The sequence below is a fragment of the Mycolicibacterium alvei genome (assembly GCF_010727325.1).
GTDB classification, from domain to species: Bacteria; Actinomycetota; Actinomycetes; order Mycobacteriales; family Mycobacteriaceae; genus Mycobacterium; species Mycobacterium alvei.
Window position 1 is genome coordinate 4,610,796 of record NZ_AP022565.1, and the last position, 19,676, is coordinate 4,630,471.

Genomic DNA, 19,676 nt, shown 5'->3' on the forward strand with positions numbered 1-19,676 from the left:
GAGAGCGCCGTTGCCCCACCTCTCCGGGAGAGATCGCCGGACGGGGAAGGTCGGGCCGAATGAAGATCGCGATCGGGTTCGGAAGCGTTATCGGTATGTCCGCGGCGGGTTTTGCGTTGGCCGTGATGGGTGCCGGGGCGGCCCATGCGGCTCCGGACGTCGTGGGGCAGACATACAGCGACGCGGCCAGCGCCATCGAGGGCGGTGGCGGCACGGTGCATGTTGCTGTGAGCGTCGGCAGCCGATTACCGCGGGACGAGTGCATCGTCACCAACGCCTGGACCGTGCGCCAGTTGGTGCCGCAGAGGTCTGACACCTACTTCGAATACACCGAAGATGTGACGCAGGTGGCGCTCAACTGCGACGGTGATCACGCTACCGAGACCCACCCCGGTGCGTCGATCGCCAGCCCGGCTGGGCGTGAGGCCAAGGCCGCCGAAGACGAGGCCGCCGCTGCCGAGCAGCAGCCGATCGCCGAGGCCAGTACCCCCGACGAGTAGCAGGGGTCCGCTCAGAAACTGCCGGCCCGCCCGAGCAGCATGTCCACGCAGTAGTCGATGAACTGTTCACGGCTGGCCGGCAGCCTGTCGTCGAGATAGGCACTGAACAGTGCCGTCAACGCGCCGATCAGACCGGTGGCGACCATCGTCTGGCGCACCGGGTCCGCGATGCGGGTCAGTTTGCGCTGCAGCAGACCGATGAAGTTGGGCATCCACTCCGCACCCGAACGGGTCAACACGGGTTCGGATTCGGGGGCGAGCAGCAGCACCCGGCCGCGGGTCGGATCGTCCACCATCAGTGCGACGAATTGTTCGACCGCATCGCGGGGGGTGGCGGCCGTGGTCAGGGTGGACATCGCCCGGGCGCAGACGTCGTCGTAGACGGCCCGGACGAACGTGTCACGGTCGGTGAAACTCTCGTAGAAGTACCGTTCGGTGAGTTCGGCCGCACGGCAGACTGCGCGGACCGTCAAGGCCGGGCCCTCGGCTCTGCCCAGCAGGCTGACCCCTGCTGCGACCAGTTCGTCGCGACGACGAGCCGCGCGTTCCTGCAGTGGAACGCCCGACCACCGACCGCGTCGTTGACCGGATGGCACATCTACTCCTAAGCTTTGATGACAACGTGTGTAGTCACAATTGAAACTGACCATCGTCCTGCCGGCAGAAAGTGCACCTGTGACACAAGATACTTCTGAGACATGCCCGGTGACCAGCGGTTCCGATGCAGTGGCAGCGGGTTGCCCCGCCGCGCCGGGTGGGTACGAGGCACCGCCGATACCCCTTGGGCCGGATTCGCTGACGTGGAAGTACTTCGGTGACTGGCGCGGCATGCTGCAGGGGCCGTGGGCCGGCTCGATGCAGAACATGCACCCGCAACTCGGTGCGGCCGTCGAGGAGCACTCGATCTTTTTTCAGGAGCGGTGGCCCCGCTTGTTGCGCTCGTTGTACCCGATCGGCGGCGTCGTGTTCGACGGCGATCGGGCGCCGCAGACCGGTGCCGAGGTTCGCGACTACCACGTCGACATCAAGGGGATCGACGCTCTGGGGCGCCGCTATCACGCGTTGAATCCCGACGTCTTCTACTGGGCGCATTCGACGTTCTTCGTCGGCACGATCATCGTGGCCGACCGGCTCGCGGGCGGGATCTCCGAAGCCGAAAAGCGGCAGCTGTTCGAGGAGCACAAGCAGTGGTACTCGATGTACGGGATGAGCATGCGCCCCGTGCCGGAAACCTGGGAAGACTTCCAGGTCTACTGGGATCACATGTGCCGCAACGTGTTGGAGAACAACAAGGCAACCCGTGACGTGTTGGATCTGTCCGAGCTGCCCAAGCCGCCGTTCGCGTCGAAGATGCCCGACTGGATATGGGCGCTGCAGCGCAAGTATGTCTTGCACCCGTTGTTCATCTGGTTCACCGTCGGCCTCTACGACCCGGCGGTGCGCGAGCTGATGGGCTATACGTGGTCGGAGCGCGACGAGAAGGTACATCGTCTGTCGGGCAAGGCGATTGGCAAGGTGTTCGCGTTGGTGCCCCGTCGCCGTCGCATGCATCCGCGGGGACGCAGCGCGTGGGACCGCGCCACCGGCCGTATCCCGGCGGACGCACCGCTGGTGCACACGCCGGCCCGTAACCTGCCGCCAATCGGTCACCGCGACAACGGGATGCATTACTGCCCGAAGGTTTAGCGCATCAGCGCCCTGCCCGTCGGCGTTACCGCCCGACGGCGTTACCGCCCGACGAGCGGGGCGTTCTGCGGGCAGTAGACCTTGACCGCACCCCGGACCAGGTTCGCGGCCTGGCCCTTGCTGATGCCGGCCTTCGTCTGCAGTTGGCCGATGATTCCCCGCACCGTGCGCGCGGGCTCGATCCTGCCCTTGGTGAGTGCATCGCAGACCCCGCGCCCGACCTGGCCGGCCTCATCGGCCGAGTTGGTCGGGATTTTCAGGTCCGTGACGATGGTGAAGAACTGGTCGTCCTGGGCGTCCGCATGGGCCGGTGCGACCCCGAACGCCGCACTCGCCGCCAATGCTGCCGCGCCGACCGCGGTGGCCATGGCTCGAGTGCTCAGGCGCCGGGGGAACATGCTGCTGACTCCTTCATGCTGTCGATCCCGAACGTGAAGACGATCACGGGATTCTTCGACAATCTAGCGATCTTCTTCACGTTGGGCCCATCCGACCCTCGTGCACCACGATAAACGAGTGTGGCCTGTGAGGCGGCCGTAGCGGATCGGCTACGCGATCGAAATTCGGTGGCAACCACCTCGGGCGAGGCTGACGCCATGACGACCATCTATGACCAGATCGGCGGGGCCGAGGCACTCGAGACCGTCGTTGAGGACTTCTATCGGCGGGTACTGGCCGACGACGAACTGGCCGGCTTCTTCACCGGCGCCAACATGGCCCGGCTCAAGGGCAAGCAGGTCGAGTTCTTCGCCGCGGCATTGGGCGGGCCGGTGCAGTACACCGGTGCCCCGATGCGCCAGGTCCATCAGGGCCGGGGCATCGCCGTGCATCACTTCAACCTGGTGGCCGGCCACCTGTCGGACAGCCTGGCCAAAGCCGGGGTGCCGGAGTCGATCGTCGGACAGATCATCGCCGCGATCGCTCCGCTAGCCGACGAGATCGCGACCGCGCGCAGCGCGTGAACGGCCGGAGCGCGCAGCGCGTGAACCGCACCGATACCCGCCTCGCGGCGGGTGTTTGGTGCCCCCAGTAGGGCTCGAACCTACGACCTGCGGATTTATGGTCCGCAGGTCCCGCAAAGTCCTGTTGATTGCCAAAAACACCGCTCTACCAGGCAATGAGATACCCGTGGCGTCTCAGCAATTCGCGTCGGTTTCCTACAGTTTCCGGTCATATGCGATGAATAAGCGGGTGGGCGGTCCGGCGCAGGTCGACACTCCTGCCAGTACCCAGGCCGTCGTGGTGTCGCCTTGCCCCGCACAAGGAGGGAAATCGGGGGTTTGACGCCGGACCGCCTGGTCTACATGGCCTTGACGCGGTAGCGGTCCAGGACGATGCGCTCGGCCAGGGTCCAGCCGAACGACGAGGTCAGGCTGAACTGATACTCGACATCGTCGACCCGCTTGGACTGCAGGCCGGTGCCGTTGGCCGCCAACCGAGCTGATGCGGTGGCGATGACGGCGGCGATCTCCGTGTTGGGTTCGGCGCCGGTGAATCCGCGGCCGCGGGTGTATGCCTTGGCCATCGTGGTGACGATCGGGACGACCGTGGCCACCTCCCCGGCTTGCAGGGAGGTGACCGTGGTCGGATCGACGGGCACCCTTATGCCTCGGTGAGCAGGGTGACGGCCTTGGCTTGCAGCAGGGCGGTATCCCAGCGGGACACGACGCGGATGCCGATACTGTCGAAGTCGCCCCAGGTCTGGTCGAGGATCTTCACCTCGGCGTTGACGTCACGCGCCACGACCACCTTGGACATGTCGACTAGGCCGACGCGGGCCTTGGTCGGCGTGCCGGCGGTGTTGGGGATGTTGTCGGTGAGGATCACCGGCAGGCCCAGAATCCTCAGCTCGGTGCCGTTCTGGATGGTGTTGGGGTCGAACAGATACCGGGCGTCGGAGGTGCCGACCTTGAGCTTGCGCAAGGCCGCGAACGATGCGCTGGTCATCACCCAGTGGCTCGGGGTGACCTTGTTGCCTTGGGCCACGGCGAGGCCGTCGATCAGGGAATCGGGGTCGGTGAGGTCCAGGACGCCGGTGGCAATGCCGGTCTGACGCAGGATGCCCTTGATGGTGTTGGTCGTACCGGCGCCGTCCCACAGTGCCGCGTCCAAGGCGTTGGCCACGTCGGTGACCAGGCGGGTCCGTAGTACCGCTTCGAGGCCCACGACGCTGGTACGGATCAGCTCGTTGGACAGCTTCACCAGGACCTTGAGGCCCTTCATGGTGGAGGGCAACAGGGTGACCTCGTCGAAAGCAACGTCGCCGTCGCTGATCTGGGCGCCCTCGGCGACGAATCCGGCGGTGACGCCGTTGACGATGCGCGGTACCCGGACGGGGCTGGAGCTGTCGAGGACGACGGGGCCGGCCGCGAGGAAGGTGCTGGCCTGTTCGAGCGGCTGAACGAGCAGGTTGGAGACCTGCGACTGGATGAGGGTGGAATTACCCGAGGTGACTTCGATTGCCACGATTGACTCCTAGAGACGTGTTGATCCGGTTGGGGTATCGACACGTCGCCAGGACGTCAGTCGTGTGGGCACCAGGCCCGTACAGGGTTGAGTGTAGCGCGCTCAGGTTCGTTCTTTGAGCATCCCGAGTAGCGAGAACGATCCGGTGGCCGGACCACGCTGGCCCTGACCGATGTCACCGGATGGCCGGCGAGTGGCCAGATGCGGCTTGGTTTCGAGCAATTCGTTGATAGCGACTGACAGCTTGTCAGTGTCTTCGAGGTGCTCGGCGTCGAACGGCAGGTCGGTCGGATCGGCGAGTTTGCCTGTGGCCCGGACCAGTTCAGTGTGCAGCCGGTTTGCGAGGGAGTCGGCCTCACTCGCACGCTGGCGGTACTTGCCGTTCTCGGTGCGCAGCTTCTCGACATACTCACGCGGGAACGTCTCGGGATCTTGCTCGGATTCCAGATCCGACCCTTCAGGGGTCACATCCGAAATGTCACCCCCATCAGGGGTGTCGATCTGGGCTACACCCTCGGTGTCGCTACTGCCGACATCAGGTCCGGCGGTATCCGCCTCGGTGTTCTGTTCGGTCATGGTGCTGCCTTCCTGTTGGTGGTTCTAATCTCGTCGACAGCGTCAACGAGCTTGTCGGCCAGCTCGATTGCTTCGGCCTCGGTGAACATGTAGGTCAATGCGCCGGTGCGCATCCGGACCGGCCGCGCGGTGTCGGCCATGACGACGATCTTGGGTTCGACTTCCTTGGCGGCGATGCGCATCACGCCACCACTGGCATCGTGGTCGCGGTGATCTTGGCGATCTCGTCGTCGGAGTATCCGAGCTTGCCCAGCGCGTAGGACTGCGGGAGTAGGCCGGCCTGGTACAGCTTCACCACGGCGTCGGCCTCCTGCGCCACGCTGCGGGTTGCGGCGTCAGCCCAGTGCACTCGAATGTCGTCTATCTGGTTGGGGTCGCTGCCATCCCGTACGGCGATCATCAGGCGGGCCACCTGTTCCCAGGCCCGTCCGAATGTGGCCTGTCGGGCCTCGGCGCGAGCGGTCAGTGAGGCCTCGGCGGCGCGCAGTGCATCAGCAGATGCCGGGTTGTCGGTGAACACTCCGACGTAGTGCGCCGGCAGTGTGGACACGGCCATGATCTGACCGAGGATGACCCGCACGCTGGCCTCGTAGCCACCGAGGTCTGCGGATTGCAGTTGCCCGAACTTGGCGGCGTCACTCTCCGAGATCATCGCCCGGTGGCCCTCGGGGATCGGGTTCACCTCGGTCATCAGCGGCTGGCCGTCGTCATCGAGGACCGGATCACCGTTGTCATCGAGGACGGGTTCCTCGGTCAGTTCGATGCCCGTTGCCCAGCGGCGTGGCCGGCCAACATATTCCGAGGTGACCATCATGTCCGCAAGCGACTTGTTCAAAGCGTCCACGAGGGGTTTGAGGTCGTCTATCTCCGAGCCGCCCCAGTCGCCGATGATGCGGTCGGTGTTGCGCAGGTTGACCACAGGGACCACACCGAGCGGGTTGGGGAACTCGTCAATCTGCTTGAAGCCGTTGGCCACAGCACCCTGTTGCTCGGCGCGTAGCCGGACGATCTTGTCCCGCAGATACATCACGGCCTCGGTGGTTTTGAGGTTGGTGTCCTCCCACCGTTTGATCGCCGCATAGGTTTCCCGGCTGCCCGGATCACTCAGTACGGCAACCTGATTCGCAGACTCGACAGTGACCTGTGGGCGGCCGAGCGCGTCAGCCCACACGATCACGTAGGAGTCTCCGAGCAGCAGGGCCTCGCGGTGCGCCACACCGGCCAGTTGATCGAGGTTGCACCGGATCCAGTCTGGCCAGATGCTGGGGTCTGAGAATCCTGTGATGCGCAGCCGCTCAGCCAGCGCCGTGACGGCCAGCCGCGGGATATTGCTGGACATGATGCCGAACCTGTTGCCCAGCGCCACCTTGGCCTCCGGCGACAGGAACGCCAACGGTTGCTTGCCCTGGTAATACCGGTCCAGATCGGCGTACCGGGCCACCGGCTCATTGAGCCGTTGAAGAAGATCACCTAACAGGGTCATGATGCAAAACTCCTCACTCGCTTACGGTTTCGTTGTTGGTGGAATGCCGCACGGTCGTAGGCCACGATGGCGGCCACGGCGGCGTCGATCTTGCGCGGCGAACCACGCTTGTCCTTGCTGACGAGATCGCCCTGTGGGGTTGGTTTGGCCACGCAGTGCGCGAAGTGCGCGGCCATCCGGGTATCCCCGTCATGTGTCACCTGCTGGGTGACGACTGCCTGATACAGCCGGTCGGTGGCCGGTGCCATGCGGGCCGCGTGTGCGGTGTTCCACTCGATCACCCGGCGCTCACCGTGCCGCTTGGCCCAGTCTTCGATCTCGCTGCGCCACCCCCACGGATCGCACGCCAGCTCGACGACGTCGTACTTGGCGAACGCCACGTCGACGGCTCGGGTCACGTCCTCCCGCGGCACACGCCAGCGCGGATCGCCGGGGTTCTCCCACAGGCCTTCAACGAACAGATGCCCGTCGAGAGTGCAAGCGACCAGGGCCGTGGAGTCACGAGACGCGGACCCGTCGAACGCCAGGACCACACGCTGACCCTTCTTGCCGGCGCCGGCAACATGGTCCACGCAGGCATCCCAGGCACCCCACGGCAACCACGCCTCAACACCAGTCACCCACTGGCCCAGACGCAACTGCCGAAACACCGGCTCGCGCAACGTCCGACGGGCAGCCTCGAGACCGTCCTCAGCCAGGAACGGGTCCTCACACGCCAACGCAGGGTTCGCGGTACGCCACGCCTCCCGGTCCCCGATATCGCAGCCGTCCGGGGCGGCGAACTCACGCAGATAGAACGCCGGATCGTCCCCGGCGCGGCCGTGCTCCACCAGGCGCCACATGATGCAGTCCGGCGACGACGACGGGGTGGAGATCGCCAACGTCAGCGACTCGGGCCGCTTACCCGACACCGACGTCACGGCCTCCCAGACCGCTTCACTGACCACGTGCAACTCGTCGACGATCAGCAGCGACGGATCATGACCATGCAGGGCACCCGGCTCGGCCGGCAACGGCAACAGGATGGCATCGTTGTGCGGCACCACGATCCGATCCGCGAAGATCTGGGCACGGTCGGCCAGCTCCGGTGTCAGTTCGATCATGCGCCGTGCCATTCGCAACGTGATATTTGCTTGCCTTTGGTCGCTGGCGACCACCAGAACCTCGGCGCTGGCATCCCCGGCGAACAACTCAGTCACCGCGAGCATCGCGGCCAGGCCCGTCTTGCCGTTAGCACGCGCCACCGACACCAGACCTGTACGGATACCCGGCGCGAACGCACCCCGGATGATCTCGGTCTGAAACCCCCTCAGCGTCACCGGCATACCAGCACCGACGCCCTTGGGCACCCGCAGATAGTCGTGGATGAACGCCAGCCGGCGTTCGGCGCGCTCGGTGGGGAGCTTCGAGAGGTCCAGCGGTGCGGCCTTGACCTGCCCTTTTGGCCCTGCTTTCATGTCTGGCCCCGGTGTGAAACGCAAACTTTGCCTAGAGGACAGGGGGTCTGTGGCGGTACCCCCGGGGGCATCCCCCTGGTGGCTGTCTGGCCGCGTGCGGCACCGGCGGCGCGGTTGCACGGTCCGCAGAGGACCTGGACGTCCTGCAGGCGGATGGTCAGGCCAGCGGCCTTACGTGCCCAGGCTTCTGGGGTGTGGTCGGCCTGCAGGTCCTCGGTGGCACCGCAGTCGGAGCACCACGGTTGCATACGGCGTGCTTGCTTGGACAGTTTGGTCCAGTTCGCGTCATAGCCGCGTGCGGATGCTGAGGGTCTGGTCCTGGTGTCGGGTCGGGTGATGGTGTGGTCGGGGCAGCGTGGCCCGTTGCATGGTTCGCCACAGTCGAGGCAGGCGGTGAGGGTCATCAGCCGGCGGTCCATTCGGCGATGCACCACACGTGGTCCTCGCGGCCGGCGAGGTCGGTGGGGATGACGATGGGACCGCGGACGTGGTAGGTCAGGCCGGCGTGCTTGATCTGGTCAGTGGACTTGATGGTCCGGGTGACTGCGGTGACGGGCATGTAGACGCGGGCTGTGGCGCTGACGATGGTGGTCATGAGAGCGGTGTCCTCGGTGGGCTGTCCTGCTTGGAATGAGCAGCCGGTGATGGTGGTCTCCACGTTGTCGTAGATGGGCACCATGAACTCGTCGACGCCGATCTGTACGTGCTGGATCAGGGTGATGGTGTCGTTGCCGATCACTGGTCTTGCGCCTCCTCATTGGCCAGGGCGGTGATGTGGTCCTGTATCCAGCCGATGCCGACGTTGGAGGACAGTTCGGGTAGGGCGACTTCGTAGTGATCGAGCAGCGCGATGAACGTCTCGGTGGCGCGTTGGTCGTCGATGGCTGACCGGATCTCGTGGTCGATGCCGTCGAGGTCCTGGAGGCCGTGGCATTCGAGGATGCGGGCGGCGCGGCAGATCTCGGTACCGGGCGACTCGGTGGGGTCGAGGGTGGCGATGCCGTGGATGTAGTCGGCCATGAGGTTGATGCCGTCGCGTGTGCGCAGTGTGGCGATGAAGTTGTGGTGGAGGCCGAGGGTTGCGAGGAGGAGGTGGGCGGCGCGGCCGGTGGTGTTGGTTTCGTCGATGATGGCCACGACGCCGGCGGGGTTGCCTTGTCGGTGGTGGACTGTGAGTGCAGCGGCGCGGCGGTAGTCGGCGGCGTTGGTGGGTGTGGCTTGGTCGGTCATGGGGTGCTCCTTGCGTGTCCAGATGTCGGGGTCGGGGAAGATGACGCGGCGGCTCATGAGGCGGCTTCTTCTTTGCTGAGGCATGACAGGTGGGCATCACCTTGCTCTGCCATGACGGGCTTGCTGCAGATGTAGCAGCGGGGTACTTCTTTGCCCTTGACGGTGATGGTGCGGCGGGTACGCAGCCCTTGCTTGCGTGCGTCAAGGGGCGTCGGCGCGGTGAGGGCCGGCGAGTGCTCAGTCGGGTCACCAGTTGGGCCAGACGTGAAGGGTTGGCCCAACTGTGGATTTGCCTCAGTTGGGCCATCCTGTTCTTGCTGGTCGTGCCCAGTTGGGCCAGTTGGGCCACGGTCTTGCATGACACCCCCAGTTGGGCCACCGCTGGCCTGACTGGGAAGCTGCCAGGTCGAGGTCCTCGGGAACCCTGATGAGCGGTCGATTACGCCGAGGTGCTTCTTTGCTCGCTTCAGCGTTCGCTCACTGATCTTTTCCTTGGCCGCCTCGATCTTGACGGTTTTCGAGGGGGTCTCACCGTTCGCTGTGAGGTAGTCCTGTAGCCAGTGTTCGGCGGCGGTGCGCTCCCCAGCGTCGTCGCCTCCATCGCCACCGAGGAGATCTCTGGCGTCGACTGTGGTGTCGCCGAGCCATTCGACTGCACCGATCTCGGTGGGGCCGTCGTCGGTGTCCACGGTGGTGCTGGCGATCCGAAACTCCACCGAGCGGTCGGTACCCGCGTAGTTGGCCTTGGTGTTGGTCAGCACGCGAGTACCAGTGTCGGGGTCCTCGGCGATGGAGAGCACGCAGCGGGCGACCTGGGACCAGGCGACGCTGCCGAGCATGAGCTGTCCGGAGTCGGCGCCGTCGCGCTTGCCGAAGTGTGCGAGGCCAATGATGGTGACCTTGCAGCGGTCGGCCAGGGCGGCGATGGGTTCGAGGTACTGCCGGACGGCGATGTCGTCGTTGCCGGAGAATCCGGGCGGTACAACGGCCTTGGCGGGGTCGAGGAAAAGCATGGTGACGCCGTACTCGCGGATGGTGTTCTCGATGGCGTAGAGGTCCAAGGGGAACACCAATGCGCCGGTTCCGAGGTCGGTCTGTACGTCGACGAAGATGACGCGGTCCATGTCGGCGCCGTTGGCGATCAGCCTCGGGACGATGGCGGATTCTCGGGACTCCTCGGTGCCAATCCATAGAACGGTTCCACCGTTGCGGGTCTCGCGGGCAGCCCAACTGGATGCCACTGTGCTCTTGCCTTTACCCTCGCGTGCGGCCAGGAGGTTGATGGCGTACTGGAGGATCAACCCCAGTTCCCACCACACCAACTTCTTTGCCTTGACGTGTGATCCGCGGGTGACGACCAGGCGGCGGGGTGCGGCCGGGGTGCCAGGTTCGGCCGGACCGGGGTCGTCGGGGTGTGGTTCTGTCACGCTGACTTCCTTCGGGGTATGTGGGCGCTGCTGTGGCGGTTGCGGATCCGCTGGGCCATCGCGGTCCAGTCGGCGGCTGCGGAGATCTCGCGGGATGCCTCGGCCATCGCGGCCTGGGCGGTCTCTACGCGGAGTACGTGATGGTCTCCAGCGACGGCGAGCGCCAGCAGCTTTCGGGGATCGCCGTCTGCGAGTTCGCACCATGCCGGGGTTCCGGCGATGGGGAGCGGGCCGTAATTCGCTTGTGCGACAGCGGCGGTGATGAACTCGTGGACGGGCCACCAAGCGACTTGCTGTGAATCTTGCGGGCGTCCGCAAAGTTGCGGAGAACCCGCGCCACGGTCGGCGCGGGTCTCCACTGTCCGGTCGGTCATCGGATCGCTTCGGTGGCGTCGATGAGGCTGTCGAGTGCGGCGCGCAGGTAGTCCCCGGCGTTGCCTGGTGCGGTGCGTAGCAGGGTGTACGCGGTCCGCACGGCTCGGTGTGCGGCGATCATGGCGGCGTCTGCGCTGCCGCGGCCGGCCCACTGGTCCACCTGATCGGCGACCTTGTGGATAGCCTCGGCGATCTCGCGGGCCTCGTCGGGCTGATAGCAGGAGGCGTTGATGTAGACCAGCGGCGCGTCGTCGCCCTCGGTGGCGATCGTGCCGTCTCCCCACTGCACAACGACACCGCGGACGTCTGTATCCGTGCCCGCTGCGCCGGGGGTCCACACGCAGCGGTAGGCGGGTTCAGTGGGCGTTGCCGTCTGCCAATCATCGGAGTTTTCGGGGTCCGCGCCGCTGGGCAGACCCGGGGCGGGCGGGTCCAGGTTGACCGGCTCGGTATCGAAGAACGCCAGAGCAGCGGGCTTGGCGTTGTCGGTGCGTGATGTCATGATGGAGTTACCTACTTTCTGGTGAGGGTTGGTTTTGACGGCCTCGGGGTGGCAGCCCTGGGGTCGTCGTTTTTTCCGGGGCGCAGATCCGGCGTGTTATCGCTGTCGGGTATCAGTCCCAGGTCGGCGTGGTCGGCTTGTACCCACATCACGCGGCGTCTCCGCCACTGAACTGTTCGTTCTCCCAGGCCATTACGTCACTCAGCCGGTAGCGGGCATGGCGACCGAACCGGGCATACTTGGGACCTTTGCCTTGACTCGCCCATTGCGCGAGCGTCTTATCGGGCACCCGCAGGCGTTCGCCGACCTCTGGGCGTGTCAGCCAGCAGTCTTCGGACATTCGTTACTCCGTTCGGTTTATCCGAATCACGTTCGGCTGAGCTGAATCTTGCCCGAACGTTCTCAATTCGTCAAGGAGCAACCCGGTTCGGATTTACCGAATTTCGGTTACTATGCCCATGTGTCTGATGAATCCACCCCCAAGACGACGGACGTTCGAACTGCAATTGCGGCGAACATCAAACGCATCCGGAAGGTGCGCGACATAAGTGGTCGAGACTTCATCGCGCAACTTGAGAAGCGCGGCATGAAGCTGCTTCCGTCAGGCTTGACCGCACTCGAAAAAGGGGATCGTCGGGTCACCGTGGATGAGCTTTTGACGATCGCAGTGGCTTTGAACACCAGCATTATTGACCTTCTCATTCCTGTTGACGGGGGCGATCTTGTTGTGGCCGAGGGGATTCCACCACTTAATCCTGGTCAGCTTGACGCGTGGATTTCCGGCCGTAGCCCGTGGCGGCAACTGCCGTACGGAACCCATATAGATGCCAAGGTGTCCGAAGAGTTTTGGGACGCCGCAGCTAAGTCCCGACAAGCTAGGAGGTTGCGGGACAAGCGGCCCGAGATCGACGCAATTGACCGGCTGAAGGCGCACGTGAGGTTGGTTGCAACGGCCCAGGGCGACCCGCATGGCTACGGCAGGTCGACGCCGTTCACTGCAGACGCTGAAGCGGCCGCACTTCGACAACTTGCAGGTGATCTTGATGAGTACATCGCACTGCTGGCTTCCTCATTGGAGAGGGATGGCTATGGCGGGTAGGCCTCCGCTGCGGATTGGGCAGCATGGAAAGATCACACGCAAGCAGTTAGGTGTCGGAGTGTGGTTGGCGCGCTGTCGTTTTCGTGATTTCGATGGAGTGACGCGGATCGTTGAGCGGCGCAGCCCAGACGGACAGGACGACAAGCATGGCAAGGCGGCCGAGGACGCACTGGTCGAGTCGCTGGGAGAGCGCCGGCCACCTGGCGTGTCCGGTGACATCACGACGGATACCAAGGTCTCAGTGCTCGTCGATCAGCACCTAGAACTGCTGGAATCGGACGGTAAGGCGCCGGCCACGATGACGACATACCGCAGCGCCGCGGGCAAGCTGGCCAAGTTCAGCAAGTCGTTGCGGGTGGGCGAGGCGACACCGGGACGGCTGAACGCGGTGATCCGTTCACTGAAGGCCGCGCACGGCGCAAACATGGCTCGGCACGGCCGGACGCTTCTACGCGGTGCTCTCCAGATCGCGGTGCTCGATGATGTGATCGAGGCCAACCCCGTGGCCCAGGTGTCTCGGATTACTTCGGAGCGGAAACCGAAGGGCGCTCGGCCACTGGACAGCGTCGAGCTGCGAGACATGCTCGGAAAGCTGCGGGCATCTGAGGCGTGTGAGCGCGCCGATCTCGTCGACCCGATCACCCTGTTCGTTGCTACAGGGCTGCGACGGTCTGAGCTGTTGGCGCTGCGCTGGCAGGACTACGACGAGGCGGCCGGGACGATCTCGGTGTCGGGAAAGATCGCCCGGATCAAGGGTGTGGGCCTGAGGCGGTTGGACACAGGCAAGACGGACTCGGCCGAGCGTACGGTGCCGTTGCCCGGGTTCGCTATCGCTGCGCTCGCTGAGCGTCGAGCGAAACCCTTCATCGGGGAGCAGCGGATGATCTTCGCGAGCACCGCGGGCGGTCTACGGGATCCGGACAACTTCGACAAGCAATGGCGCCGGGTCCGAGCGGACCTCGGAGTGCCGGACGTGACGAGTCACTCGTTCCGTAAGTCGGTGGCCACGCTGATCGACGACGCCGGCATGTCGGCGCGCATCGGGGCGGACCAGCTCGGGCACTCCAAGGTGTCGATGACCCAGGACCGCTACATGCGCCGCGGGAAGGTGCACGCCGAGGTAGCGGCGCTTTTGGACACCGCCGTAGGCGATGAATAAACGATGGCCTTGTGGCCATTTTGGTGCCCCCACCAGGGCTCGAACCTGGGACCTGCGGATTAAAAGTCCGTAGCTCTACCAACTGAGCTATAGGGGCGCGAGAAGACAGGGTACAAGATGGTGATTTTCCTGTTGCGACCACCGGGTTTGAGGATTTGGGCATCTGTACCCTAAGCTATCGAAGCTCCCAACGAACGAGGTTGATGAGTACCCCGGAGAGATTCGGATAGGCCCCCATCGTCTAGTGGCCTAGGACGCCGCCCTTTCACGGCGGTAGCACGGGTTCGAATCCCGTTGGGGGTACGCAACGCGGGAACGCGGAGCACGCAGGAAAGCAAGGCCCTGTGGCGCAGTTGGTTAGCGCGCCGCCCTGTCACGGCGGAGGTCGCGGGTTCGAGTCCCGTCAGGGTCGCCATCACGGCGAGGCACTTCGGTCTAGGCCGACGGCCTTCCGGCCAGGTAGCTCAGTTGGTACGAGCGTCCGCCTGAAAAGCGGAAGGTCGCCGGTTCGATCCCGGCCCTGGCCACTGAGAGAACCCACCGGCGACGGTGGGTTTTTCTGTTTCTTGCCCTTCCGGATCAGATCTGCCAATCGTTGGAGCCGTCGTGCCGGGAGTAGGTGCCGGTGGAGTTCTGCACGATGATGGGATCGCCGGCGCCGAAGTTGTCGAAGAACCACCTCGCGTTGGCGGGGCTGATGTTGATGCAGCCGTGACTGACGTCGCGCTTGCCCTGATCGGCGACCGACCATGGGGCGCTGTGTACGAAGTCGCCGCTGTCGTCGAACCGGACGGCCAGATCGACCGTCAGCTTGTATCCGTAGGCCGAGTTGACCGGGACGCCGTAGGTCGACGAATCCATCACCACCGAGGGCATCTTTTCTTGGACGTAGTAGGTGCCGTTCGGAGTTTGGTGGCCACCGGCTGCCATTCCCATCGACATCGGGATGGTTTTCTCCACGGCCCCGTTGCGGGTGACGGTCATTTGGTGGGTGGTGTCGTTGGCCGTGGCCACCAACGTGTCTCCGGTATTGAAATTGGACACCGTGCCGCCGGCGTCGACGGTGACCGCGGTATGGGCGGGCCAGAAACTCAGCGGACGCCAACGCAGCTGGGTGGGGGTCATCCAGTAGAACTTGCCGGGAACTTCCGGTACCGACGAGACGTGGATGGCGTTCTCGGTGGCTCCGGCATCGTCGACGGGTCCGGGGAAGTTGATGATGATCGGCTGGGCCACCCCGACGGTCGAGCCGTCGACGGGGACAAGCCGCGGTGGCTCGAACGGTGCCGGATCTGCCTGCGCGGTGCCCACGCTGAGTACGAGTGCACAGCCCACCATCGAAGCCGCTCCGGCTGCCCTCACAGCGCCGAATAGTCTTCCCGACGTCCCATCACTCATCGCACCATCGTGTCATCGCTGGTCAGGTCTGTCCGGTAAAACAGTGGCGAACCGGCCACCCCCGTTCTCGAGTCCGGTCACGACGATCGGCCGATCGTCTGCGCGGCTAGGCTTGTGTAATCGCAGACGAAAGCGTGAGGAAGATGCCGAAAGTTGCCCGGGTACCGCGGGTGCTGGTTGGTTGCTGTGTCGCCGGCATGATCTTTGTGCCGTCTGCCGCCGCCGAACCGGCAGCGCTGGATCCGACCGGGAATCGCTCCGGTGGACCGGTGCCGACCGTCAATGGCGTGCCGTGTGTGGGCGGCAATCTCGGGGTCTGTCTGAGCTTCCGGCAGAACCGGCCACCGGCGGCCAACCCGGGCGCGCGGTCCAGCGTCGGCCATAGCCCCACCGTCCGCCGCTGAGCGGCATTACCATGACAGCCCGAGATGAACAGTCCCACGATGTCGGTTGAAACCGACAAGAGCGCGTTCCGGTCGCGGTTGCTCGATGCGATGATTCAGTCGGTCATCGAGGACGGCTATCAGAACACCACAGTCGCCGACATCGTGCGGCGGGCCAAGACGTCGCGTCGCACCTTCTATGAGCACTTCGCGAGCCGTGAGGAATGTTTCGTTGCGCTGTTGACCACGGTCAACACCAAGCATGTGCGGGAGATCACCCGCGTGGTCGACAGGGATGCTCCGTGGCAGGCTCAGGTCCGCCAGGCGGTCGAGGCGTGGATCGGCTCGTATCAGGCCCACCCCGAGTTGATGCTGGCCTGGATTCGCGATCTGCCGACCATGGGGACGGCGGCGCGGGCGTTGCAGCGCGAGTCGATGGAGAACTTCGTCGCGATGGTGGAGGTGATGACGAGCTCCGAGGTCTTCCGCTCGGCCGGAGTGTCGATTTCACGGCGCCGCACCATCATGATGATCGGTGGGTTGCGTGAACTCACCGCGATGACCGTCGAGACGGGCGGCGATGTCGGGGAGATCATCGAGGACGCCGTGCAGGCCTGCACCGCGATGTTGACCCCGCTCAGCTGACGGCGACCGCGGCCTGTTGGTGGCGGCGCTGCCGTTCGATGGTGGCGAAGTAGAACGCGAATGCGAACGCGAAGCTGGTGAACAGGCTCGCGACAAAGAACAGCCAGGGGTGACGGATGCCGCGTCGTAGCCCGTCGATGATCGTAAATAGTGGCAGCAGAATGACATTGGCGATGGTGTAGTCGGCGCTGGCGGAGCCCGCGGCGGGGTTGGCGTACCCGAGCGCGATGAACTCCTGCCAACTTCCGGGCCCCCAGATCGGATTGCCGCCCGGTTGGCCGTACTGCGCGACGAACTTCATGTTGAAGTACCAGCAGATCGGGATCGATGCGAGGCCGACGACGTAGAAGGCGAGTTCGACCCGGGACAGGGCCGGCCCGGGCGGGCGGGCGAAGATGCCGGGATTGAGACGGATCACGAGCGCGACGACGGTCACGCCCAGAATTGCATGAACGATGAGCGACACCATGACGTGAGCACACTCGCCTTCCGAAGTTTTGTCAATATTGACATTTGAGGGTCCGGGGATCGATCGGCCGTGCGGTAATTTCACTGCTATGGCCAAACCCGCGCAGACCGCGCGCAGTGAGCGCACACGAGAGGCGTTGCGGCAGGCCGCGTTGGTGCGATTTCTTGCCCAGGGCGTCGAGGACACCTCGGCCGAACAGATCGCCGCCGACGCCGGCGTCTCGCTGCGCACGTTCTACAGGCATTTCACGTCCAAACACGACCTCCTGTTCGCGGACTACGACGCCGGCCTGCACTGGTTTCGTGCGGCGCTGGCCGAACGACCCGCGTCCGAATCGATCCTCGACTCGGTGCAGTCGGCGATCCTGGCCTTCCCCTACGACGTCGATGCGGTAACCAAGATCGCCGGCATGCGGGCGGTGGAACTCGACCCCGACCGGATCGTGCGCCACATCCGCCAGGTCGAATCGGACTTCGCCGACGCGGTGGCCGAGCTACTCGTGGCGCGTAGCGGCCAGCTGCCGCAGGGGGATGACCGACTGCGGATCGCGGTGACCGCCCGATGTGTGGCGGCTTCGGTGTTCGGTGCCATGGAGTTGTGGATGATCGGCAACGAGGCGGGGGAGCGGTCCCTGCCCGAACTGGCCCGGATGTGCCGGACCGCGCTGGAAGCGCTGCGATCGGGGCTGGCCTGATGTTTTGTCATTATTGACAAAACATCACGCTCGGTGTCAGCCTCAGTCGATGGCGGAATACGACGCGATCGTGATCGGGGCCGGGCACAACGGACTGGCTGCGGCGGCCCTGTTGGCGCGGGCCGGAAGGCGCACTCTGTGCCTGGAGGCCAAGCGATACGCCGGCGGGATGGCTTCGACCGTCGAGCTTTTCGACGGCTACCGGTTCGAGATCGCCGGGTCGTTGCAGTTCCCCACCTCGGCCGTCGTGAGTGCCGAGTTGGGGCTGGACACCTTGCCGACCGTGGGTCTGGAGGTCATGTCGGTATCGCTGCGCGGAATCGGTGACCGGCCGGTCGTCTACTACGCCGACCCGATGAAGATGCTGGGCCACCTCGGTGAGGTTCACGGCGCCGACGCGGTGGCCGGGATGGCGGGCCTGATGACCTGGAGTTTGGCGCCCACTCGGGCTCTGGGCCGCTTCGACGCAGGCCGTCCACCCCGCACCCTCGACGAGATGTATGCCTGCGCAGCAACAGAATCCGAGCGGTTGGCCATCGATGACCTGCTATTCGGATCGGTCAGTGATGTCCTGGACCGGTACCTGCCGGACAAGGACAAACACGGCGCGTTGCGCGGCATGCTGGCCTTTCTGGCGGTCAACACCACCTACCGCGGACCCGAAACGCCGGGCAGTGCGGCCGCCCTGGCCTACGGACTGGCGGTGCCCGACGAGAACGCCGTGCTGATGAAGAAGCTGGCGGGCGGGATCGGCGCCTTGACCGACCATCTGCATGCGCTGCTGACCGCCGCCGGGGGTGAACTGCGGTTGCGCAGCAGCGTCGACCGGATAGCCGTCGACAACGGCCGGATCACCGGAGTGCGGTTGGCCGACGGCACCACGATCACCGCGCCCGTCGTGGTGTCGGCGATCGCCCCGGACATCACGGTGACCAAGCTGATCGATCCCGAGGCGCTGCCGGCCGAGGTGCGTGAGCGGTTCACCCGGATCGACCATCGCGGCAGCTATCTGCAGATGCATTTCGCGCTCGACGGAGCGCCCACCTTCGACGCCCCCTATGAGCTGCTCAACGACCCGGAAATGCAGGCTGCCATCGGCATTTTCAGCACTCCGGAAGAACTGCAGCAGCAGTGGCAGGACGCCCGCCGCGGGATCGTGCCCGCCGATCCCGCCGTCGCCTTTCAGATCCCGTCGGCTCATGACCCGACGCTGGCCCCGCCGGGCAAGCACGCCGCCTCGGCGTTCGCGTTGTGGTTCCCGGTCGAGGAGTCGGCGTCCGGCTACGGCGAACTCAAGGACGAGATGGGCCGGCGGGTCATCGAGAAGATCAGCCGGTTGGCGCCTGATTTCGAGCAGCGGATCATCCGACACACCACCTTCACGCCGCGCCACATGGGCACGATGTTCGGCGCGCCGGGCGGCGACTACTGCCACGGCCTGATCCATCCCGAGCAGATGGGCCCCAACCGTCCCGGCCCCAAAGGGCATGTCGGTCAACCGATTCCCATTGACGGTCTATATCTGGCCAGCGCCGGGTGTCACGGTGGGCCGGGGATCACCTTCATCCCCGGCTACAACGCCGCCAAGGCCGTGCTGGGCGACTGAACGGGGCTCCACTCGGTCGCGCACCGGGATCGTGGGCATTGCGCACATCGGCGAGCGTAGCCCCGGGTAATCTCGCCGCATGGCAACCAGCGATTCCCGTGAAGTAGTGATCGAGGCGACCCCACAGGAGATCCTCGACGTCGTCGCCGATGTCGAGGCGACGCCGACCTGGTCGCCCCAATACCAGCGTGCCGAGATCCTCGAGTCCTACGACGACGGCCGGCCCAAGCAGGTGAAGATGACGGTCAAGGCCGCCGGGTTGACCGACGAGCAGGTCATCGAATACACCTGGAGTGAGAACAAGGTCAGCTGGACGCTGGTGCGGGCCGGCCAGCTCAAGGCCCAGGACGCCAGCTACACCCTGACCCCCGACGGTGACAAGACCAAGGTCCGGTTCGACATCACCATCGATCTGTCGGTGCCGATGCCCGGCTTCATCCTGAAGCGGACCATGAAGGGCGGCGTGGAGACCGCTACCGAAGGCCTGCGCAAGCAGGTGCTCAAGGTCAAGAAGGGGTAGC

Annotated in this window: 26 protein-coding genes and 5 tRNA genes; 13 read left to right on the forward strand and 18 right to left on the reverse strand. The window is 65.0% G+C overall.

Going from position 1 to position 19,676, the window contains the following annotated elements:
* Positions 1-59 precede the first annotated feature (59 nt).
* Complete coding sequence (locus G6N44_RS21905; protein ID WP_163667579.1) at positions 60-500, forward strand: hypothetical protein; 441 nt, start codon at positions 60-62, stop codon at positions 498-500.
* An 11-nt stretch (positions 501-511) separates the two neighbouring features.
* Here G6N44_RS21905 and G6N44_RS21910 read toward each other — a convergent pair whose 3' ends face one another.
* A complete protein-coding gene (locus G6N44_RS21910) occupies positions 512-1,096 on the reverse strand; it encodes a TetR/AcrR family transcriptional regulator (RefSeq protein WP_163667582.1) in 585 nt (194 codons plus the stop codon).
* 79 nt (positions 1,097-1,175) lie between these two features.
* Here G6N44_RS21910 and G6N44_RS21915 point away from each other — a divergent pair, with 79 nt between their 5' ends.
* Positions 1,176-2,186 (forward strand): oxygenase MpaB family protein, encoded by a 1,011-nt coding sequence (locus G6N44_RS21915; protein ID WP_163667585.1) that lies wholly within the window; start codon positions 1,176-1,178, stop codon positions 2,184-2,186.
* Positions 2,187-2,227: 41 nt separating this feature from the next.
* On the opposite strand, the gene G6N44_RS21920 is transcribed toward G6N44_RS21915, so the two are convergent.
* Positions 2,228-2,584: a DUF732 domain-containing protein gene (locus G6N44_RS21920; RefSeq protein ID WP_163667588.1), complete on the reverse strand. Its 357-nt coding sequence runs from the start codon at positions 2,582-2,584 to the stop codon at positions 2,228-2,230.
* 198 nt (positions 2,585-2,782) lie between these two features.
* Here G6N44_RS21920 and G6N44_RS21925 point away from each other — a divergent pair, with 198 nt between their 5' ends.
* Entirely contained in the window at positions 2,783-3,148 is a 366-nt protein-coding gene (locus G6N44_RS21925) for a group I truncated hemoglobin (protein WP_163667591.1), read from the forward strand.
* 56 nt (positions 3,149-3,204) lie between these two features.
* Here G6N44_RS21925 and G6N44_RS21930 read toward each other — a convergent pair.
* The 13 genes from G6N44_RS21930 to G6N44_RS21990 form a co-directional block, all read right to left on the reverse strand.
* Positions 3,205-3,302, reverse strand: a tRNA-Tyr gene (locus tag G6N44_RS21930).
* Between the two features lie 184 nt (positions 3,303-3,486).
* On the reverse strand, positions 3,487-3,786 hold the full coding sequence (locus G6N44_RS21935) for a hypothetical protein (RefSeq protein ID WP_163667594.1): 300 nt from the start codon (positions 3,784-3,786) through the stop codon (positions 3,487-3,489).
* 2 nt (positions 3,787-3,788) lie between these two features.
* Positions 3,789-4,652, reverse strand: a complete 864-nt coding sequence (locus G6N44_RS21940) for a phage major capsid protein (protein WP_163667596.1) — start codon at positions 4,650-4,652, stop codon at positions 3,789-3,791.
* A gap of 102 nt (positions 4,653-4,754) precedes the next feature.
* Positions 4,755-5,228 (reverse strand): hypothetical protein, encoded by a 474-nt coding sequence (locus G6N44_RS21945; protein ID WP_163667599.1) that lies wholly within the window; start codon positions 5,226-5,228, stop codon positions 4,755-4,757.
* Positions 5,225-5,410 (reverse strand): hypothetical protein, encoded by a 186-nt coding sequence (locus G6N44_RS21950; protein WP_163667602.1) that lies wholly within the window; start codon positions 5,408-5,410, stop codon positions 5,225-5,227. The genes G6N44_RS21945 and G6N44_RS21950 overlap by 4 nt, the downstream gene beginning before the upstream one ends.
* On the reverse strand, positions 5,410-6,711 hold the full coding sequence (locus tag G6N44_RS21955) for a phage portal protein (RefSeq protein ID WP_163667605.1): 1,302 nt from the start codon (positions 6,709-6,711) through the stop codon (positions 5,410-5,412). Before G6N44_RS21955 ends, G6N44_RS21950 begins: the two co-directional genes overlap by 1 nt.
* Complete coding sequence (locus G6N44_RS21960; RefSeq protein WP_163667608.1) at positions 6,708-8,168, reverse strand: terminase large subunit domain-containing protein; 1,461 nt, start codon at positions 8,166-8,168, stop codon at positions 6,708-6,710. Before G6N44_RS21960 ends, G6N44_RS21955 begins: the two co-directional genes overlap by 4 nt.
* 403 nt (positions 8,169-8,571) lie before the next feature.
* Positions 8,572-8,907, reverse strand: a complete 336-nt coding sequence (locus G6N44_RS21965; RefSeq protein ID WP_163667611.1) for a hypothetical protein — start codon at positions 8,905-8,907, stop codon at positions 8,572-8,574.
* On the reverse strand, positions 8,904-9,455 hold the full coding sequence (locus G6N44_RS21970) for a hypothetical protein (protein ID WP_163667613.1): 552 nt from the start codon (positions 9,453-9,455) through the stop codon (positions 8,904-8,906). The genes G6N44_RS21965 and G6N44_RS21970 overlap by 4 nt, the downstream gene beginning before the upstream one ends.
* A complete protein-coding gene (locus G6N44_RS21975; protein WP_163667616.1) occupies positions 9,452-10,825 on the reverse strand; it encodes an AAA family ATPase in 1,374 nt (457 codons plus the stop codon). Before G6N44_RS21975 ends, G6N44_RS21970 begins: the two co-directional genes overlap by 4 nt.
* Positions 10,822-11,199: a DUF2742 domain-containing protein gene (locus G6N44_RS21980; RefSeq protein WP_163667619.1), complete on the reverse strand. Its 378-nt coding sequence runs from the start codon at positions 11,197-11,199 to the stop codon at positions 10,822-10,824. The genes G6N44_RS21975 and G6N44_RS21980 overlap by 4 nt, the downstream gene beginning before the upstream one ends.
* Complete coding sequence (locus tag G6N44_RS21985; RefSeq protein WP_163667622.1) at positions 11,196-11,702, reverse strand: hypothetical protein; 507 nt, start codon at positions 11,700-11,702, stop codon at positions 11,196-11,198. Before G6N44_RS21985 ends, G6N44_RS21980 begins: the two co-directional genes overlap by 4 nt.
* Positions 11,703-11,850: 148 nt before the next feature.
* The gene (locus tag G6N44_RS21990; protein ID WP_163667624.1) at positions 11,851-12,042 is read right to left on the reverse strand and encodes a helix-turn-helix transcriptional regulator; all 192 of its coding nucleotides are present in this window, start codon (positions 12,040-12,042) and stop codon (positions 11,851-11,853) included.
* A 120-nt stretch (positions 12,043-12,162) separates the two neighbouring features.
* Here G6N44_RS21990 and G6N44_RS21995 point away from each other — a divergent pair, with 120 nt between their 5' ends.
* Positions 12,163-12,801: a helix-turn-helix domain-containing protein gene (locus tag G6N44_RS21995; protein ID WP_163667627.1), complete on the forward strand. Its 639-nt coding sequence runs from the start codon at positions 12,163-12,165 to the stop codon at positions 12,799-12,801.
* Positions 12,791-13,960 (forward strand): site-specific integrase, encoded by a 1,170-nt coding sequence (locus G6N44_RS22000; protein ID WP_163667630.1) that lies wholly within the window; start codon positions 12,791-12,793, stop codon positions 13,958-13,960. Before G6N44_RS21995 ends, G6N44_RS22000 begins: the two co-directional genes overlap by 11 nt.
* A 21-nt stretch (positions 13,961-13,981) precedes the next feature.
* Here G6N44_RS22000 and G6N44_RS22005 read toward each other — a convergent pair.
* Positions 13,982-14,057: transfer RNA gene (locus tag G6N44_RS22005), tRNA-Lys, on the reverse strand.
* A 133-nt stretch (positions 14,058-14,190) separates the two neighbouring features.
* Here G6N44_RS22005 and G6N44_RS22010 point away from each other — a divergent pair.
* The 3 genes from G6N44_RS22010 (at position 14,191) to G6N44_RS22020 (ending at position 14,487) form a co-directional block, all read left to right on the forward strand.
* Positions 14,191-14,263: transfer RNA gene (locus G6N44_RS22010), tRNA-Glu, on the forward strand.
* Between the two features lie 35 nt (positions 14,264-14,298).
* Positions 14,299-14,375, forward strand: a tRNA-Asp gene (locus tag G6N44_RS22015).
* A gap of 38 nt (positions 14,376-14,413) precedes the next feature.
* Positions 14,414-14,487 (forward strand) — tRNA-Phe (locus G6N44_RS22020).
* A 52-nt stretch (positions 14,488-14,539) separates the two neighbouring features.
* Here G6N44_RS22020 and G6N44_RS22025 read toward each other — a convergent pair.
* A complete protein-coding gene (locus G6N44_RS22025; protein WP_372508163.1) occupies positions 14,540-15,298 on the reverse strand; it encodes a L,D-transpeptidase in 759 nt (252 codons plus the stop codon).
* Positions 15,299-15,501: 203 nt separating this feature from the next.
* Between G6N44_RS22025 and G6N44_RS22030 the strand changes: the two genes are divergently transcribed.
* A complete protein-coding gene (locus tag G6N44_RS22030; protein WP_235682838.1) occupies positions 15,502-15,762 on the forward strand; it encodes a hypothetical protein in 261 nt (86 codons plus the stop codon).
* 39 nt (positions 15,763-15,801) lie between these two features.
* The gene (locus G6N44_RS22035) at positions 15,802-16,386 is read left to right on the forward strand and encodes a TetR/AcrR family transcriptional regulator (protein ID WP_235682839.1); all 585 of its coding nucleotides are present in this window, start codon (positions 15,802-15,804) and stop codon (positions 16,384-16,386) included.
* On the opposite strand, the gene G6N44_RS22040 is transcribed toward G6N44_RS22035, so the two are convergent.
* Positions 16,379-16,855, reverse strand: a complete 477-nt coding sequence (locus tag G6N44_RS22040) for a DUF2834 domain-containing protein (protein WP_163667638.1) — start codon at positions 16,853-16,855, stop codon at positions 16,379-16,381. The genes G6N44_RS22035 and G6N44_RS22040 overlap by 8 nt on opposite strands.
* A gap of 88 nt (positions 16,856-16,943) precedes the next feature.
* On the opposite strand from G6N44_RS22040, the gene G6N44_RS22045 reads away from it, so the two are divergent.
* The 3 genes from G6N44_RS22045 to G6N44_RS22055 all read left to right on the forward strand — a co-directional run bounded on the left by G6N44_RS22045 (position 16,944) and on the right by G6N44_RS22055 (position 19,675).
* Entirely contained in the window at positions 16,944-17,549 is a 606-nt protein-coding gene (locus G6N44_RS22045; RefSeq protein WP_163667642.1) for a TetR/AcrR family transcriptional regulator, read from the forward strand.
* A gap of 49 nt (positions 17,550-17,598) precedes the next feature.
* Positions 17,599-19,155 (forward strand): phytoene desaturase family protein, encoded by a 1,557-nt coding sequence (locus tag G6N44_RS22050; RefSeq protein ID WP_163667645.1) that lies wholly within the window; start codon positions 17,599-17,601, stop codon positions 19,153-19,155.
* 79 nt (positions 19,156-19,234) lie between these two features.
* Entirely contained in the window at positions 19,235-19,675 is a 441-nt protein-coding gene (locus tag G6N44_RS22055) for an SRPBCC family protein (protein WP_163667648.1), read from the forward strand.
* The last annotated feature ends 1 nt before the right edge of the window (position 19,676 follow it).

Coding starts and splice junctions, on each gene's coding strand:
- G6N44_RS21985 (WP_163667622.1), bottom strand. CDS start 11,702: ATGACATCACGCACCGACAACGCCAAGCCCGCTGCTCTGGCGTTCTTC.
- G6N44_RS22050 (WP_163667645.1), top strand. CDS start 17,599: ATGGCGGAATACGACGCGATCGTGATCGGGGCCGGGCACAACGGACTG.
- G6N44_RS21920 (WP_163667588.1), bottom strand. CDS start 2,584: ATGTTCCCCCGGCGCCTGAGCACTCGAGCCATGGCCACCGCGGTCGGC.
- G6N44_RS21980 (WP_163667619.1), bottom strand. CDS start 11,199: ATGACCGACCGGACAGTGGAGACCCGCGCCGACCGTGGCGCGGGTTCT.
- G6N44_RS21955 (WP_163667605.1), bottom strand. CDS start 6,711: ATGACCCTGTTAGGTGATCTTCTTCAACGGCTCAATGAGCCGGTGGCC.
- G6N44_RS21925 (WP_163667591.1), top strand. CDS start 2,783: ATGACGACCATCTATGACCAGATCGGCGGGGCCGAGGCACTCGAGACC.
- G6N44_RS22035 (WP_235682839.1), top strand. CDS start 15,802: ATGTCGGTTGAAACCGACAAGAGCGCGTTCCGGTCGCGGTTGCTCGAT.
- G6N44_RS22000 (WP_163667630.1), top strand. CDS start 12,791: ATGGCGGGTAGGCCTCCGCTGCGGATTGGGCAGCATGGAAAGATCACA.
- G6N44_RS22045 (WP_163667642.1), top strand. CDS start 16,944: ATGGCCAAACCCGCGCAGACCGCGCGCAGTGAGCGCACACGAGAGGCG.
- G6N44_RS21970 (WP_163667613.1), bottom strand. CDS start 9,455: ATGAGCCGCCGCGTCATCTTCCCCGACCCCGACATCTGGACACGCAAG.
- G6N44_RS21990 (WP_163667624.1), bottom strand. CDS start 12,042: ATGTCCGAAGACTGCTGGCTGACACGCCCAGAGGTCGGCGAACGCCTG.
- G6N44_RS21950 (WP_163667602.1), bottom strand. CDS start 5,410: ATGCGCATCGCCGCCAAGGAAGTCGAACCCAAGATCGTCGTCATGGCC.
- G6N44_RS22040 (WP_163667638.1), bottom strand. CDS start 16,855: ATGGTGTCGCTCATCGTTCATGCAATTCTGGGCGTGACCGTCGTCGCG.
- G6N44_RS22030 (WP_235682838.1), top strand. CDS start 15,502: ATGCCGAAAGTTGCCCGGGTACCGCGGGTGCTGGTTGGTTGCTGTGTC.
- G6N44_RS22025 (WP_372508163.1), bottom strand. CDS start 15,298: ATGGTGGGCTGTGCACTCGTACTCAGCGTGGGCACCGCGCAGGCAGAT.
- G6N44_RS21945 (WP_163667599.1), bottom strand. CDS start 5,228: ATGACCGAACAGAACACCGAGGCGGATACCGCCGGACCTGATGTCGGC.
- G6N44_RS21960 (WP_163667608.1), bottom strand. CDS start 8,168: ATGAAAGCAGGGCCAAAAGGGCAGGTCAAGGCCGCACCGCTGGACCTC.
- G6N44_RS21905 (WP_163667579.1), top strand. CDS start 60: ATGAAGATCGCGATCGGGTTCGGAAGCGTTATCGGTATGTCCGCGGCG.
- G6N44_RS22055 (WP_163667648.1), top strand. CDS start 19,235: ATGGCAACCAGCGATTCCCGTGAAGTAGTGATCGAGGCGACCCCACAG.